Genomic DNA, 15,281 nt, shown 5'->3' with positions numbered 1-15,281 from the left:
CCGACGCCAGCGTGGAGGTTTATTCTCCACTAGCACGCGGTGAACAGTTAGCTCACCGCACGGCGGGATCGGCTGGAGCGGGCATGAAACCCTGGGCGGGAAATCCCTGGCGGCGGCTCGGGGTTTCCGCGCGCCTCGGATGGCTGCACGCCGCTACGTACAGTTTCGCGGCCGCGCTGGTTGTCGCCTCCTCCGTCGCCGGCTGGGAGGGGGCGTACGCGACCCGGCCGGTCGACGAAATCGCCCTCGCGATTTGTTTGCTGTTCGGGGCGGCGTGCTCCGGTTACGCGGCGCGCGCCGCGACCGGGCGGCAGCGGTACGGCTGGCTGGCGATGGTGACGGCCCTGCTGGGCTGGGCGGTCGGGGAGGTCATCTGGGCGGTCTACGACGTGCGGCCGAGGGTCGCGCACGCCACGGACCCCGCCGCCGCCGAGATCGTGCTGCTGCTGTGGCCGTTCGGCGCCATCGCGGCTCTGGTGCTGTTGTCGCGCGTGTCCCGCAACAGCCCGCGGCGACTGGTGCTGGACGGGCTGATCGTGGCGACGTCACTGTTCGTGGTCTCGTGGGTGTTCGTGCTCGACAAGCAGCTCAGCGAGGACACCGGGTCGCGGGTGACGACGGTCGCCGAGGTGTTCAACGACGTCGTCCTGCTGACCATGGCGATCCTGCTGCTGGCGCGGGGCGTTTCCGGCGACATCCCGAGCCGGAACCTGCTGGCCGGCGGCGTCGCGACGATCAGCGTCTCCGACATCGCCATGGTCTTCAAGACGGGCATCGGTAGCTATCAGGTCAGCGACCTGGTCGACCTGGGCCGGGTCGTCGGGTTGGGAATGATCGCGATGGCCGCGCTGGCCAGCGTCAATGAGTCGCCGCTGCCGACGTCGCGCGCCGAGGAGATCCGGTCGCGAACCCGCCTGTGGTTGCCCTACCTGCCCCTGCTGCTGGCCTCCGGGGTCGGCTTGGGCCGCGCGGTGGGCTACATGGCGCACGGGCCGTTGCTGTTCGCGCTCGGGGTGCTGGTGGCGGCGGTGCTCGCGCGGCAGCTGGTGGTGTTGAGGGAGAACCAGAGCCTGTTGGCCGAGGTCGCGCGGGAGGCGTTTCGCGACAGCCTGACGGGTCTGGCCAATCGCGCCTATTTCCTGCAGCGGCTGGAAGAGGCCGTCGCCCGCCGGAGTCGGGAGCCCGCGCCCATCGGGGTGTTGAGCCTGGACCTTGACGACTTCAAATCGGTCAACGACGCCCTCGGCCATCCGGCCGGCGACGAATTGCTGGTTCAGGTCGCCGGGCGGCTCACCGCCGTCCTGGACGGCGAGTGCGTCACCGCTCGCCTCGGCGGCGACGAATTCGCCGCGCTGTTGGAGGGTTCCGTCGAGGAGTCGCAGGCCGCGGCGGAACGAGTGCTCAAGGCGTTCGACAGCCCGATCGTGATCGACGGCGTCCCGATCCCGGTGCGACCCAGCGTCGGCTTCACGGTGGCCGCCGCCGGGACGGACTGCAACGTCGAACAACTGCTGCGCCACGCGGACCTGGCCATGTACACGGCGAAACGCGAAGGCGGGCAATGCGTTCGCAGCTTCGTGCCCGACCTTCCGCTCGCGTACTCGTTCGCGACGGCCCAGAACACCGAACCGGCTGAGGGGGCGGCCGGGCTCGCGGAGGCCGGGACCGAGCCGGCGCTCAGGCGGGTCGTCGAGGTGGCGACGCCAAGACCGGCGCAACCGCCCGACGGTATCGACGGCATTCGGTGGCCACCGACGCCGATCCGGATTGCCTTGGCCGTCTTGGCAATTGGTGTCGTCTCGTTCACCGTGACCAGCCTCCTCTTCCCGAACGCCAGCCACAGCGTCTTCTTCGCCAAATCCCTGTATTCGGCGTTGAACCTGCTGGCGGCCGCGCTGATCGCCGTCCGCGCGTACCGACTCAGGGCCGACCGGCTCGCGTGGTCGCTGATCGCGGCCGGCATGGCAGTTTCGGCGCTCGGTGACGTCGTCTACGCGGTGTGGGTGCCCAACGGCAAATCCCCATCGGTCGCGGACCCGGAGTACCTGGCGTTCTATCCGTTCGTCTTCGCCGGCATCTTGCTGCTGATGCGATCGCACCTGCGACGGGTGCCGATGCCCATCCGCCTCGATTCCCTGGTCTGCGCGTTGGCCGTGGCGGCCGTGGGGGCGGCGCTGCGGGCCGGACCCATGCACGCCGACGCGGCCCGGGTGCCGGCGACCGTGCTGGTGGGTCTGGTCTATCCGTGGGGTGATCTGGTGCTGCTGGCCCTGGCCGTCGGCATGCTGCCACTTTTGGGCTGGCGCAACGAATTTCGCTGGGCCTTCCTCGTCGCCGGGCTGGTGGGTTTCGCGATCGCGGACACCGCCTACCTCTTCGAGACTTCGGCGGGCTCGTACCGGGTGGGCACCACGCTGGACGCGCTCTGGCCGGCGTCGTCGCTGCTGGTGGCGATCGCCAGCTGGGCGCGCTGGTCGTCGGCGGCGCCGACGCCACGGCGTGGCCTCGCCTCCTACGCGGTGCCGGTGACGTGCACCGTCGTCGCGCTAGGCGTCGCGGTCCTGGGGCACAATTCGCGGCTCGCCTCGACCCTGGCCGCGCTGAGCCTCGTCGCGGTCGCCGCGCGGTTCTCGGTGACTTTCCGGGACGTCAGCCTGCTGGCCGAAAGCCACAAGCAGGCCATGACGGACCAGTTGACCGCCCTGCCCAATCGTCGCTCGCTGGCGACCGCCCTGACCGCGCTGTCGGCGTCGGCGTCGCCGGGCAAGGCGTCGTCGCGCCGCGCGCTGCTGTTGCTGAACCTGCACCGGCTCCGGGAGATCAACGACTCCGTCGGCCGCCACTTCGGTGACGAGCTGCTGTGGCACATCGCAAACCGACTCACGCACAACGCCCGTCGCGACGATCTGCTCGCGCGGGTGAGCGACGAAGAATTCGCGATCCTGCTGGGCGAGGGGTCGGACCTGGCCGCCGCGCGCGGCCAGGCGGGCCGGCTGCTCGAAGGCATGAGCATCCCGTTCGAGCTGGACGCGATCAGTGTGCAGATCGAAGCCTGCATCGCGATCGCGCTGTACCCCGACCATTGCGACCATCCGCAGGAGCTGTTGAATCGCGCCGAGGCGGCGATCCCGCACGCCAAGTCCGCGATCAGCAAGATCGCGGTGTACGAGTCCTCCTTCGAGATGGATCGCGACCACGATCCCAACCTGGTTCGCGAGCTGCGCGCCGCGCTGATCGACGGCGACCAACTGACGGTGCATTACCAGCCCAAGGTCAACGCGGCCGACGGGAGCGTTCACAGCGTCGAGGCGCTGCTGCGCTGGCAACACCCGACCCGCGGCCTGCTGTTGCCCGAGGAATTCCTGCCGACCGCCGAACGCGCCGGCCTGATGCGCACGGTCGCCAACCGCACCATCAACCTCACGCTCGAGCAGATTCGCTCCTGGCGCGACGGGGGGATCCCGCTGGCGGTCGCGGTCAACCTGTCGACGACCAACCTGCTCGACCTCGACCTCGCGGTCACCATCGAACGGCTGCTGCGCACTCACGGTTTGCCGGCCGACGCACTGATCATCGAGATCACCGAGAGCGCCCTGGTCGACTCGGATCGCTCCCGCAACACCGTCGCCGCCCTGCAGGTTCTCGGGGTTCGCATTTCGGTGGACGACTACGGCACCGGATGGTCGTCGCTGGCCCGCCTGCAGGACGTGTCGGTCGACGAGCTCAAGCTGGACCGGCGATTCGTGGCGCGGCTGGCGCAGGACCCCCGATCGGTCGCCATCGTCGAGTCCACCGTGGACCTGGCGCAGAACCTGGGCGCCGATCTGGTCGCCGAGGGGGTCGAGGACGAGGCCACGCTGCGCGCGCTGCGACGTTACGGCCGCATCATCACCCAGGGCTTCGTGCACAGTCCGCCGCTGCCGCCGGACGAGCTGCGGCGCTGGATCACCGGCCGGATGGCGGCCGCCGAGGATGTCGATCCCGACCGGTCCGCCGTGACGGACTAGAACAGTTCCTTGGCCAGCAGTTCCAGGGTCGCCACCCGCGCCGGCCCGGTGGCCGGGTCGGTGCCGCGGCGAGCCGAGGCGACCGGGTTGACCATCACCTCGTCGACGTCGAACCTCTGCGCAAGGGCCCGCAGCTGTTCGGCGGCCTCGGCCGGCGTGCCCAGGACCGCGCGTCGCAGCCCGCTTTCCACGATGTGCTGTTGCTGCGGCGTCAGCTCCGCGCCTTGCGCCTCCTCGACCAGCGGCACCGGCCCGAGGGGCTGGCCGGTGCGCAGCTTCGCCATGATCTGCAGGTTCGGCAACATCAAAGCCGTTGCCTCGTCCCGGGTTTCGGCCACGGCGGCGTTGACGGTAAGGAATGTCACCGGCTCGGCCGCGACGGCGCTCGGCTTGAAACGGGACCGGTAGACCTCGAGGGCTTCCTCGGTTCCGTTGCCGGAGAAGTGATGTGCGAACACATACGGCAGCCCCTTGGCGGCGGCCAGGTGCGCCGAGTACATCGACGAGCCCAGCAGCCACAGCCGCGGCTCGCCGGCCGCCGCTGGGGTGGCCTTGAGCCGATAGTCCCCCGAGCGCAGCGGCACCACCACGCCGCGCGCGCTCATCAGCGCCGCGACGTCGTCGAGGTAATCGGGGAAGCGCTCGATGTCTTCGTCGCCGCGACTCCCCCGCAAGGCGTATGACGTGACGGGGTCGGAGCCGGGCGCCCGGCCGATGCCCAGGTCGATGCGGCCGGGGGCGGCGGCTTCCAGCAGCGCGAACTGCTCGGCCACCGCCAGCGGCGCGTGATTGGGCAGCATCACACCGCCGGACCCGAGCCGCAGCTGCGTGGTCTGCGCGGCCAGGTAGGCGATCAGCACCGGCGGGCTGGTGGCGCCGACGGACGGCATGTTGTGGTGCTCGGCGACCCAGTACCGCGTGAAACCCAGCCGATCCGCGGCCTGCGCCAGCTGCACGGTCGCCGCGAGCGCGTCGGCGGTCGTCTGGTCCGTGCGCACCGGGACCAGATCAAGGACGGAAAGTCGCACGTTGGCGTCAACGCCCTTCGGCTCGCGAACGTTCCCGGCTCGGTGGCGCGAGCAGACACAAAATCGCACGCCCGCGCGGCGTGGCGGGTGATTTTGCGTCTGCTCGGCCGAAGGGCGGTCAGTAGTCCTTGAGGGTTATCGAGCTGACGATGCGGTCGAAGACCTCCTGCGGTATCGGCGCCCCGCCCGGGATGTTGTCGACCACCAGCCACTGGTTGCGCTTGACGTAGTCGTTGAACTCCTTGTGGTAGTTGGCGAACCCGAGTTCGTAGTCGTCACCCGCGGCCGCCAGCTCGCCGGCGAGAATGTAGGCGCCCAGCAGGGCGACGCTGGTGCCCTGGCCCGACAACGGCGAGCAGCAGTATCCGGCGTCGCCGACCAGCGCGACCCTGCCCTTGGACCAGCGATCCATTTTGATCTGCGACATCTCGTCGAAGTAGAAATCGAGGGCGCTGCGCATGTATTCCAGCAGCTGGGGACGCACCCACCCGTCGTCGGCCATCCGCCGTTCCAGCTCGGCGAACTGCGCCGCGGTGTCGCGGTAGTCGATCCGCAGGTCGGCGTCCATGAAGCCGAGCATGGCCCGCGCCTCGGTGTTGTTGCGGGCGCTGTAGATCCCGGCCATGGTGGCGTCTCCGTAGTGCCAGGTTTGCCAGTGGTCCAGGTCGAGGAAATTGGGCACCGTGAAGATCGCCGCGTGAGTGCCCAGCCGCTCGATGAACTGCTCCTCGGGGCCGAACACCAACCGGCGCACGTTGGAGTGCAATCCGTCGGCGCCGATGACCAAGCCGAAGCTGCGCGCGGGGGCGCGTTCGAAGGTGACGTTGACGGCCTCGCCGTCGTCGTCCAAACCCGTGATGGTGTCGTCGAAGATGTATTCGGCCGTCCATTGGCTTGCGCCGTAAAGCAATTCGACCAGATCATCCCGCAGCAGCTCGATATCGGGGTTGTCGATGAGCCCTCCGGTAGGGGTGGACTCCGTGTCGCGGGACAGTTCGTTGCCGTCGCGGTCGACGACGGAAGCGCCCCGAATTTGCGTCTTGCGCTTCTGGGCGGCGGCCAGCAGGCCCATGCGTTCCAGCACCCCCAGCGCGGGCCCGCGCACGTCGATCGCCTGACCGCCCGGCCGCGGCCCGGCGTGGCGCTCCACCACGGTGACCGAATAGCCATGCCGTCCAAGCCAATAAGCCGCCGTCGCACCGGCCACACTGGCGCCGGAAATCAGAACGTCGGTCACTTGATACCTGCCAGCCTCTTTGCGTCGCGGAACACGTCGTCGAGCATTGCTGGTGTCAACCTACCGGTAAACATGTTTTGCTGGCTGGGGTGGTAGCAGCCGAGGAGCCGCACACCGGGCGCGAATTGCGCCACCACCCCGTGGCCGAACCGCGGCTTGCGCATCGCGGTCGCGCCCGGCAGCCGCAGCGCGATTTGCCAGGCGAAGCCGCCCAACGCGACGATCGTCCGCACGTGCTCGGCCACCAGCCGCCATTCGGCCTCCAGCCAGGGCCAGCAGGTGTCCCGCTCCGCCGGCGTCGGGGCGTTGGCCGGGGGCGCGCACCGCACCGGCGCCGCGATGCGAACCCCGTTGGCCCGCAACCCATCCGCAGCGTCCACGCTGGTCGGTTGGTTCACCAGCCCGGCCCGGTACAGCGCCGCGTAGAGCTGGTCGCCGGACCGGTCGCCGGTGAACATGCGCCCGGTGCGGTTGGCGCCGTGCGCGGCGGGCGCCAGCCCCACGATCAGCAGCCGGGGCCGCTCGGACCCCCAGCCGGGCACCGGCCGGCCCCAATACGGCTGGTCGGCGAAGGCGCGGCGTTTCAGCACGGCCACGTCCTCGCGCCAGTCGACCAGCCGCGGGCAGGCCCGGCACACGCTGATCAGGGCGTCGAGTTCGGCGATCGACGCCACGTGCGGCGCCAGCGCGGCGACCTGTGCCGCGTCGGCCGCCACCGGGGTCCGCGGGGTGGCCGGATCCCCCGGCCATCCGCTGCCGGGAACCACCGGGGAATCGAAGGCCTGACCGGTACGAGGGTGGGCGAGCACATGAACATCCTGCAGTAGCCGGAAAAAATCGGTCGCCGCCAATACCGCCTTGGCGCTAGATTCAGCCGCGATATCCCATGAAAAGCGGCGGCCCGACGTTCCTCATCCTGTTCGCCACGTTGACGGCGACTGCGGGTACCGGCATCTCGATCGTCGCGTTCCCGTGGCTGGCGCTGCAGCACCACGACAGCGCCAAGGACGCGTCGATCGTGGCCGCCTGCATGACGCTCCCGCTGGTGGTCGCCACGCTGGTCGCCGGGACCGCGGTGGACTACTTCGGGCGCCGCCGGGTCTCGCTGGTCTCCGATGCGCTGTCCTGCGCGGCGGTGGCCGCCGTGCCGCTGACCGCCTGGTTTTTCGGGTCGGCCGCGATCAACCTGGTCGAGCTGGCCGTGCTGGCGTTTCTCGCCGCCGCTTTCGACCCGGCCGGCACGACGGCGCGCCAGTCGATGCTGCCGGAGGCCGCCGCCCGCGCCGGCTGGTCACTGGACCGCACCAACAGCATCTACGAGGCGATTCTCAACCTCGCGTACATCGTCGGCCCGGGCATCGGCGGTCTGATGATCGCCACGGTGGGCGGCATCAACACGATGTGGGTGACCGCCGGGCTGTTCGGGCTGTCCTTCCTGGCGGTCGCGGTGCTGCGGCTCGAGGGCGCCGGCAGGCCACACCACGCGACCCGACCCGAGGGGTTGGTGTCCGGCATCGCCGAGGGCCTGCGATTCGTCTGGAACCTGCGAGTGCTGCGCACACTGGGCCTGATCGACCTGGTCGTGACCGCGCTGTACCTGCCGATGGAAAGCGTGCTGTTTCCCAAGTACTTTTCCGACCACCACCAACCGGCGCAGCTGGGGTGGGCGCTGATGGCGCTCGGGGTCGGCGGCGTGGCGGGCGCGCTCGGCTACGCGGCACTGTCGAAACACACCCGGCGACGCACGGCGGTGCTGACCGCGACGCTGACCTTCGGCGCGGCGACGGTCGGCATCGCGTTCCTGCCGCCGTTGCCGGTCATCCTGGTGCTCTGCGGGGTCACTGGCCTGGTCTACGGGCCGATCCAGCCCATCTACAACTACGTCATGCAGACCCGGGCCCCGCAGCATCTGCGCGGCCGGGTGGTGGGCGTGATGACCGGCCTGATGTACGCCGCCGGGCCGCTGGGGTTGCTGGTGGCGGGTCCGCTGGCCGACGCCGCCGGGCTGCGGGCCACGTTCCTGGCGTTGGCGGTGCCGATCCTGCTGGTCGGCCTCATCGCCTGCGGCCTGCCGTCGCTGCGGGAGCTGGACCGCGCGCCGGAAGTCGCCGCGGATTCCCCGCGGTGATCCGTCACTCGCCGAGGATCTTGCGCTTCTGCTGCTCGAATTCCTCGTCGGTGAGCAGTCCGCGGTCCTTCAGCGCGGCCAGCCTCTCGAGCCGATCGACCGGGTCCGCACTCTGGTGGGCCTGCGCCGCCTGCATCGCGCCGAGCGCCTGCTGTTGCATCTCGGCGCCGCGGCGCATCATCTCGTCGCGGAAGGCGGTGGGGTCGGCGATGGCTCGGCGGATGACGTCGGTCATCGGCATGCCCATGACCTGGGCGCCCGCCAGGTCGGGGCGGGCCGCCGTCACGGCGTCGATGGCCGCGTCGGCCGTGGCGACCGGCCGGTGGTCGAGCTGCACGCGGCTGTGGTCCTTCGGGTCGAACAACACCGCCAGCCTCAGACCCGGCCGCGGCGGGCTCAGCTGAGGTAGCAGCGCGGTGACGCTGGCCTCGAACGGCGCTTCGCCCTCGGGCGTGACCCGCAGCAGCAGCTTCCAGCGAACCTCGGTGTTGTTGACCAGGTTCGGGTTGCCCACGGTGACCGAGATCGCCGACTGCTCGGCGGCCAGGACGTCCGCGAACGCACGGGTGCCGACTTTGCTGAGATCTTTGCGTCCGAACACCGTGCCCCTTCCAGGATCGGTCAACTGTACAGCGCGGACGGGCCCGTAGGATCGGGTCGTGAGTGCTGACGTCCTGGCCGAGCTGATCGCCGGCCTGCCCGACGGGATGGTCGTCACCGACCCGGCCGTGACCGAGGGCTACCGCCAGGACCGCGCCTTCGATCCGTCGGCCGGCAAACCGCTGGCGGTGGTGCGGCCGCGGCGCACCGAGGACGTGCAGACCGTGTTGCGCTGGGCGTCCGCGCACGGGGTCCCGGTGGTGACCCGGGGCGCCGGCAGCGGCCTGTCCGGCGGGGCCACCGCGCTGGACAACGGCATCGTGCTGTCGACGGAGAAGATGCGCGACATCACCGTCGACCCGGTGACCCGCACCGCGGTGTGCCAGCCCGGGCTGTTCAACGCGGAGGTGAAGCAGGCGGTCGCCGAGCACGGCCTGTGGTATCCGCCCGATCCGTCGTCGTTCGAGATCTGCAGCATCGGCGGCAACATCGCCACCAACGCCGGCGGCCTGTGTTGCGTCAAGTACGGCGTCACCACCGACTACGTACTGGGCATGCAGGTGGTGCTGGCCGACGGCACGGCGGTGCGCCTGGGCGGCCCGCGCTTGAAAGACGTTGCAGGCCTTAGCCTCACGAAGCTGTTCGTCGGCAGCGAGGGCACGCTGGGCGTTGTCACCGAGGTCACGCTGCGGCTGGTGCCCAAGCAGAACGCGTCGAGCATCGTGGTGGCCGGCTTCGCCACGGTCGAGGCGGCGGTCGAGGCGGTGCTCGGGGTCACCGCGCGGCTGCGCCCCTCGATGCTGGAGTTCATGGATTCGGTGGCGATCAACGCCGTCGAGGACACCCTGCGCATGGACCTGGACCGCGGGGCGGCCGCCATGCTGGTCGCCGGGTCGGACGAGCGCGGCCGGGCCGGCAGCGAGGATGCCGCCATCATGGCCGCGGTGTTCGCGGAAAGCGGTGCGACGGAGGTGTTTTCGACCGACGATCCCGACGAGGGCGAGGCGTTCGTCGCCGCCCGCCGGTTCTGCATCCCCGCGGTGGAGGCGAAGGGGTCGCTGCTCCTCGAGGATGTCGGGGTGCCGCTGCCGGCGCTGGGCGCGCTGGTCACCGGCATCGCTCGCATCGCCGCCGAGCGGGACCTGACGATCTCGGTGATCGCGCACGCCGGCGACGGCAACACGCACCCGTTGATCGTGTACGACCCCGCGGATGCCGCGATGACCGAGCGGGCCCACCTCGCCTTCGGCGAGATCATGGACCTCGCCGTCGGGCTCGGCGGGACGATCACCGGCGAGCACGGCGTCGGCCGGCTCAAGCGGCCGTGGCTGGCCGGCTACCTCGGGCTCGAGGTGATGGATCTCAACCGGCGCATCAAGCAGGCCCTCGACCCGCAGGGCATCCTCAACCCGGGGTCTGGCATCTAGTTCCCGGTGCGCTGGAAGGCCCGCGGGCCGGGCTCTTGGCGACCGGCCGTTTGACATCCAGCGCAAGTTGTCGTACGAATGAGACATGGCTGCGGTTATGTCTCACCACGCGCCCGTCGCGTTCGAGCTGGCCACCGCCGACACGTGGCCGAACCCCTGGCCGATGTACCGCGCGCTGCGCGACCACGATCCGGTGCACCATGTCGTGCCGGCCAACCGGCCCGGCCACGACTACTACGTGCTGTCCCGGCACGCCGACGTGTGGGCCGCGGCGCGCGACCATGAGACCTTCTCCTCCGCGCAGGGGCTGACGGTCAACTACGGCGACCTGGAAATGATTGGCCTGCAAGACAACCCACCGTTTGTGATGCAGGATCCCCCGGTACACACCGAATTTCGCAAACTCGTCTCACGCGGCTTCACGCCACGACAGGTGGAGGCGGTCGAGCCCAAGGTCCGAGACTTCGTCGTCGAGCGCATCGAGGGGTTGCGCGCGAACGGCGGGGGCGACATCGTCGCCGAGCTGTTCAAGCCGCTGCCCTCGATGGTGGTGGCGCACTACCTCGGCGTCCCCGAAGCCGACCGGGCGCAATTCGACTGGTGGACGGACGTGATCGTCGCGGCGAACACCAGCGACAGCGGCCTGGCCGGGGCGCTGGAAACGGTCGGTGACGCGGTCGGGTCGATGATGGCCTACTTCACCGGCCTGATCGAGCGCCGTCGGTCCGAGCCCGAGGACGACACCATTTCGCACCTGGTCGCCGCCGGGGTGGGCGCCGACGGAGACATCGCCGGCACGCTGTCTGTGCTGGCGTTCACGTTCACCATGGTGACCGGCGGTAACGACACCACCACCGGAATGCTCGGCGGCTCAATGCCTTTGCTGCACCAGCGCCCCGATCAGCGGCGGCTGCTTGCCGACGACCTGCGACTGATCCCCGACGCGGTGGAGGAACTGCTGCGGCTGACCTCGCCGGTGCAGGGGCTGGCCCGCACGACCACCCGCGACGTGACGATCGGCGACACCACCATCCCCGCCGGCCGCAAGGTGCTGCTGCTGTATGGGTCGGCCAACCGGGACGAGCGCCAATATGGACCGGACGCCGGCGAACTCGACGTCACCCGCCGCCCCCGCAACATCCTGACCTTCAGCCACGGCGCGCACCATTGCCTGGGCGCCGCGGCGGCGCGGATGCAATCCCGGGTCGCGCTGACCGAACTGCTCACCCGCTGCCCGGATTACGAGGTCGACGAGTCCGCGATCGTCTGGTCGGGCGGAAGCTATGTGCGGCGCCCGCTGTCGGTGCCGATCCGGGTGCGGTCCTGATGCCCACCGACTGGCTGGGCGCGCACCGCAGCGAAGCGGCCGCCGACCGGATACTCGACGCGGCCGAGCGGCTCTACACCGAGCGCGACCAGGCCTCGATCGGCATGAACGAAATCGCCAGGGCGGCAGGGTGTTCCCGCGCGACGCTGTACCGGTACTTCGAGAACCGCGAGGCGCTGCGGACCGCCTACGTGCACCGGGAAACGCGTCGGCTCAGCCGCGCGATCAAGGAGCAGATCGACGGCGTCGACGATCCGCGCGAGCGGCTGGTCGCCAGCATCACCGCCACGCTGCGGATGGTGCGCGACAGCCGCGCGCTGGCGGCGTGGTTCGCCGTCACCCGGCCGCCGATCGGCGCCGAGGTGGCCGGGCAGTCCGAGGTGATCACCGCCCTGGCGGCCGCGTTCGTCGGCTCGCTCGGGCCCGAAGACCCGGCCGCCGTGGAGCGCCGGGCGCGCTGGGTGGTGCGCGTGATCACCTCGCTGCTGCAGTTCCCGGGCCGTGACGAGGCCGACGAGCGGGCGATGATCGAGGAGTTCGTCGTCCCGATCGTGACGCCGGTTTCCGCCCGTCGGTAGGCGCCGCGTCGGCTCAGGTCCGCACGCGGGTGAAGCGGTGCAGCAGCCAGGCCAGCGGGATGGTCAGCACCAGCGTCGCGAGGAACAGGTTCAGCATCGGGCCGGTGTAGACGTGCGCGCGCACGATGTAGACCATCGCGAATTCCATGGTGATCAGGTGGATCAGGAAGATCTCGTAGGAGATCTCCCCCAGCCACACCATCGGCCGGGTGGCCAGCAGCCGGTAGTACCAGCCCTGATCGCCCAACGCCAGCGGCGCCACCGCGAGCGCGGCGATCACCGCGTAGAAGCAGGTTTTGAACAAGGCCTCGCTCAGCGTGGCCGGCGATGTGGTGGGCGCGCCGGCGATCGGAGTCGACACGATGAAGTAGCAGACGATGGCCAGCGGTATGGCCACGAAGGCGTACCCGCGCACGTTCATCGCCTGCAGCACCGCCAGCAGCATCCCGGCGAGGAACCAGGCCAGGTAGGTGGGCAGCCACAGCCGTGCGCCGTCGGGAAACCAGTGGTCGGTGTGTACGAGCACCAGCCAGGCCGGGCTGATCAGCGTCATCGCGGCCAGCGCGCCGAGCAGCAGTCTCGGCTGCCATTGCCGCCGGCAGACCCACACCAACAGCACGTAGGCCAACACCGGAAGGATCACGTAGAAGGACGCTTCCACCGCGAGGCTCCACATCTGGGTCAGGCCCTGATGCAGATACTTGCCCAGGTAGCCGTTGCAGTAGATCTGCGTCAGCGTCAGGTTGCGCGCCAGGCCCAGCCACGTGTGCCCCGGGTTGGGTCCCGCTTCGCGGAAGTGATACAGCACGTAGGCGAACAGCACCGTGATGACGTAGGCCGGCATGATCCGCCGAACCCGGTGCCACGCATAGCGATTCACCGACGGCCCCGGCGCGCCCGTGGCCGCGGACTTCACCCACGGACGGAACAGCAGGAAGCCGGACAGCACGAAGAAGATCGGCACCCCGATCTCCATCCGGGAACCCACCAGCCCCCAATACCCGTGCGTGTACTTGCCGGTGGTGTAGGCCGCGTGGGTGCCGACGACGAGGAGGGCCGCGACGGCGCGGATGCCGGTCAGCGCCGCGACGCGGTCGACGTGTGCGGTCTGCTCGAGTCCGCCCTGGGCGTCCTGCTCTTCGGACAGGGTCATCCGGTGTGTTTCCTGCGCGGCTTCCCACCGTCCCGGCCGCGGGGCTTGGTCGAAGACCGGTCCGGCTGGAGGTTGATCAGCACCCCCGAGATGCGGGTGTGCTCGAGCTTTTTCAGCGTCGACTTTCCCAGCTTGGCCGGCAATTCCACCAGCGAGAAGTCGGGCCCGATCGCGATGTGGCCGAAATCGCTGCGATGCAGGCCGCCCTCGTTCGCGATGGCGCCCACGATCGCGCCAGGGCCGATCTTGTGGCGCTTGCCCACCGCGATGCGGTAGGTGGCGAAAGACCGGTCCTGCCTTGGCCTTTCGGTACGCTCCCGGCGTTCGGTGTGCCGCTCGCGTCGCTCGCGCGGCGGCTCGGGCGCCATCAGGAACTCTTCGCCGTCGCGGGACTGCAACGCCAGCGCGGCGGCGATGTCGGCCAGCGGCACGTCGTGCTCGCGTTCGTAATCCTCGACCAGCTTGCGGAACAGGTCGATGCCCGGGCGGCCCAGCGCCGCGGTGATGGAATCGGCGAACTTGGCCATTCGTTGGGCGTTGACGTCCTCGACGGTGGGTAGCTCGGCCTCGGTGAGCGTCTGCCGCGTCGCCTTCTCGATCGCCTTGAGCAGGTGGCGTTCTCGCGGAGAGACGAACAACAGCGCGGCTCCCGACCGCCCCGCCCGGCCCGTGCGGCCGATGCGATGCACGTAGGACTCGGTGTCGTGCGGGATGTCGTAGTTGAGCACGTGCGATATCCGCTCGACGTCCAGCCCGCGCGCGGCCACGTCGGTGGCGACCAGGATGTCGATGCCGCCGTCGCGCAGCGCGGCGATGGTCCGCTCCCGTTGGCCCTGCGGGATGTCGCCGTTGATGGCGGCCGCGGAAAACCCTCGGGCGCGCAGCCTTTCGGCGACCTCCTCGGTGGCCTGCTTGGTGCGCACGAAGACGATCATCGCCTCGAACGGTTCCACTTCGAGCACCCGGGTCAGCGCGTCCATCTTGCGCGGCCCGGCGACCTGGATGTAGCGCTGCGAAATGTTCTCGGCCGTGGTGGTTTTGGCCTTGGTGGTGACCTCGAACGGGTCGTGCAGGTATTTGGTGGTGAGCTTGCGGATCGCCGGCGGCATGGTCGCCGAGAAGAGGGCGACCTGTTTGTACTCCGGGGTGTCGGCCAGGATGCGTTCGACGTCTTCGGCGAAACCCATGGTGAGCATCTCGTCGGCCTCGTCGAGCACCAGGTAGTCCACCCGGGACAGGTCCAGCGTCCCGCGCTCGAGGTGGTCGATCACCCGGCCGGGCGTGCCGACCACGACTTGGGCGCCGCGCCGTAGCCCGGCCAGTTGCACGCTGTACGACGAGCCGCCGTAGATCGGCAGCACGTTGATCTTCGGCAGGTGCGCCCCGTAGCGGCTGAACGCCTCGGCCACCTGCAGCGCCAGCTCCCGGGTGGGCGCCAACACCAGCGCCTGGGTCGCGGTGCTGGTGACGTCGATCTTGGACAGGATCGGGATGGCGAACGCCGCCGTCTTGCCGGTGCCGGTCTGCGCCAGCCCGACGACGTCGGAGCCCGCCATCAGCGCCGGAATCGTCGCGGCCTGGATGCCGGTGGGCGACTCGTAGCCGACGTCGCCGATCGCCCGCAGGACGGCGGGGTGGATCTGCAGGTCGGCAAAGGTCGTAGAGGCAGCCTCAGGCGAGCTGTCCGGGTGGTTCATCGTCCATGGAGTCTAGTGGTGACCGCGAGCTCGGCGGAGCCGAGCGCTGCGGGTCACCACCATCGAGGTCTAGTGGTGACCGCGAGCTCGGCGGAGCCG

Annotated in this window: 11 protein-coding genes; 5 read left to right on the top strand and 6 right to left on the bottom strand. The window is 69.8% G+C overall.

Going from position 1 to position 15,281, the window contains the following annotated elements; all coding sequences use genetic code 11:
* Positions 1-83: 83 nt before the first annotated feature.
* Positions 84-4,007 (top strand): bifunctional diguanylate cyclase/phosphodiesterase, encoded by a 3,924-nt coding sequence (locus A5680_RS17120; protein WP_082970401.1) that lies wholly within the window; start codon positions 84-86, stop codon positions 4,005-4,007.
* Here the strand turns inward: A5680_RS17120 and A5680_RS17115 are convergent.
* From A5680_RS17115 to A5680_RS17105, 3 genes are all read right to left on the bottom strand, one after another.
* A complete protein-coding gene (locus A5680_RS17115) occupies positions 4,004-5,035 on the bottom strand; it encodes an LLM class flavin-dependent oxidoreductase (protein ID WP_055403718.1) in 1,032 nt (343 codons plus the stop codon). The two genes, A5680_RS17120 and A5680_RS17115, sit on opposite strands and share 4 nt — an antisense overlap.
* Positions 5,036-5,153: 118 nt before the next feature.
* Entirely contained in the window at positions 5,154-6,272 is a 1,119-nt protein-coding gene (locus tag A5680_RS17110; protein ID WP_067821397.1) for an FAD-binding protein, read from the bottom strand.
* Positions 6,269-7,096 carry a uracil-DNA glycosylase gene (locus A5680_RS17105; RefSeq protein ID WP_055403724.1) on the bottom strand — a complete coding sequence of 276 codons (828 nt, stop codon included), beginning with the start codon at positions 7,094-7,096 and terminating at the stop codon, positions 6,269-6,271. The genes A5680_RS17110 and A5680_RS17105 overlap by 4 nt, the downstream gene beginning before the upstream one ends.
* A gap of 62 nt (positions 7,097-7,158) precedes the next feature.
* Here A5680_RS17105 and A5680_RS17100 point away from each other — a divergent pair, with 62 nt between their 5' ends.
* On the top strand, positions 7,159-8,400 hold the full coding sequence (locus tag A5680_RS17100; protein WP_055403716.1) for an MFS transporter: 1,242 nt from the start codon (positions 7,159-7,161) through the stop codon (positions 8,398-8,400).
* Positions 8,401-8,404: 4 nt separating this feature from the next.
* Here the strand turns inward: A5680_RS17100 and A5680_RS26065 are convergent, their stop codons facing one another.
* Complete coding sequence (locus A5680_RS26065; protein ID WP_067821393.1) at positions 8,405-9,001, bottom strand: SHOCT domain-containing protein; 597 nt, start codon at positions 8,999-9,001, stop codon at positions 8,405-8,407.
* 58 nt (positions 9,002-9,059) lie between these two features.
* Here A5680_RS26065 and A5680_RS17090 point away from each other — a divergent pair, with 58 nt between their 5' ends.
* The 3 genes from A5680_RS17090 to A5680_RS17080 all read left to right on the top strand — a co-directional run bounded on the left by A5680_RS17090 (position 9,060) and on the right by A5680_RS17080 (position 12,332).
* Positions 9,060-10,427, top strand: coding sequence for an FAD-binding oxidoreductase (locus tag A5680_RS17090; RefSeq protein WP_067821390.1), 1,368 nt, complete (start codon positions 9,060-9,062; stop codon positions 10,425-10,427).
* 85 nt (positions 10,428-10,512) lie between these two features.
* Complete coding sequence (locus A5680_RS17085; RefSeq protein WP_197499802.1) at positions 10,513-11,754, top strand: cytochrome P450; 1,242 nt, start codon at positions 10,513-10,515, stop codon at positions 11,752-11,754.
* Positions 11,751-12,332: a TetR/AcrR family transcriptional regulator gene (locus tag A5680_RS17080; RefSeq protein WP_156675151.1), complete on the top strand. Its 582-nt coding sequence runs from the start codon at positions 11,751-11,753 to the stop codon at positions 12,330-12,332. Before A5680_RS17085 ends, A5680_RS17080 begins: the two co-directional genes overlap by 4 nt.
* 13 nt (positions 12,333-12,345) lie before the next feature.
* Here the strand turns inward: A5680_RS17080 and A5680_RS17075 are convergent, their stop codons facing one another.
* Positions 12,346-13,485, bottom strand: coding sequence for an acyltransferase (locus A5680_RS17075; RefSeq protein ID WP_067821382.1), 1,140 nt, complete (start codon positions 13,483-13,485; stop codon positions 12,346-12,348).
* Positions 13,482-15,182, bottom strand: a complete 1,701-nt coding sequence (locus A5680_RS17070; RefSeq protein ID WP_067821379.1) for a DEAD/DEAH box helicase — start codon at positions 15,180-15,182, stop codon at positions 13,482-13,484. Before A5680_RS17070 ends, A5680_RS17075 begins: the two co-directional genes overlap by 4 nt.
* Positions 15,183-15,281: the final 99 nt, after the last annotated feature.

Source organism: Mycobacterium sp. E2989 (assembly GCF_001667595.1).
Lineage (GTDB): Bacteria > Actinomycetota > Actinomycetes > Mycobacteriales > Mycobacteriaceae > Mycobacterium.
Note: the sequence above shows the minus strand (reverse complement) of the source record. Positions and strands in the feature narration are given on the sequence as shown.

What these genes read in the sequence shown, in the direction of transcription:
- A5680_RS17120 (WP_082970401.1), top strand. Translation starts at nt 84, where the DNA reads ATGAAACCCTGGGCGGGAAATCCCTGGCGGCGGCTCGGGGTTTCCGCG.
- A5680_RS17100 (WP_055403716.1), top strand. Translation starts at nt 7,159, where the DNA reads ATGAAAAGCGGCGGCCCGACGTTCCTCATCCTGTTCGCCACGTTGACG.
- A5680_RS17085 (WP_197499802.1), top strand. Translation starts at nt 10,513, where the DNA reads ATGGCTGCGGTTATGTCTCACCACGCGCCCGTCGCGTTCGAGCTGGCC.
- A5680_RS17075 (WP_067821382.1), bottom strand. Translation starts at nt 13,485, where the DNA reads ATGACCCTGTCCGAAGAGCAGGACGCCCAGGGCGGACTCGAGCAGACC.
- A5680_RS17070 (WP_067821379.1), bottom strand. Translation starts at nt 15,182, where the DNA reads ATGAACCACCCGGACAGCTCGCCTGAGGCTGCCTCTACGACCTTTGCC.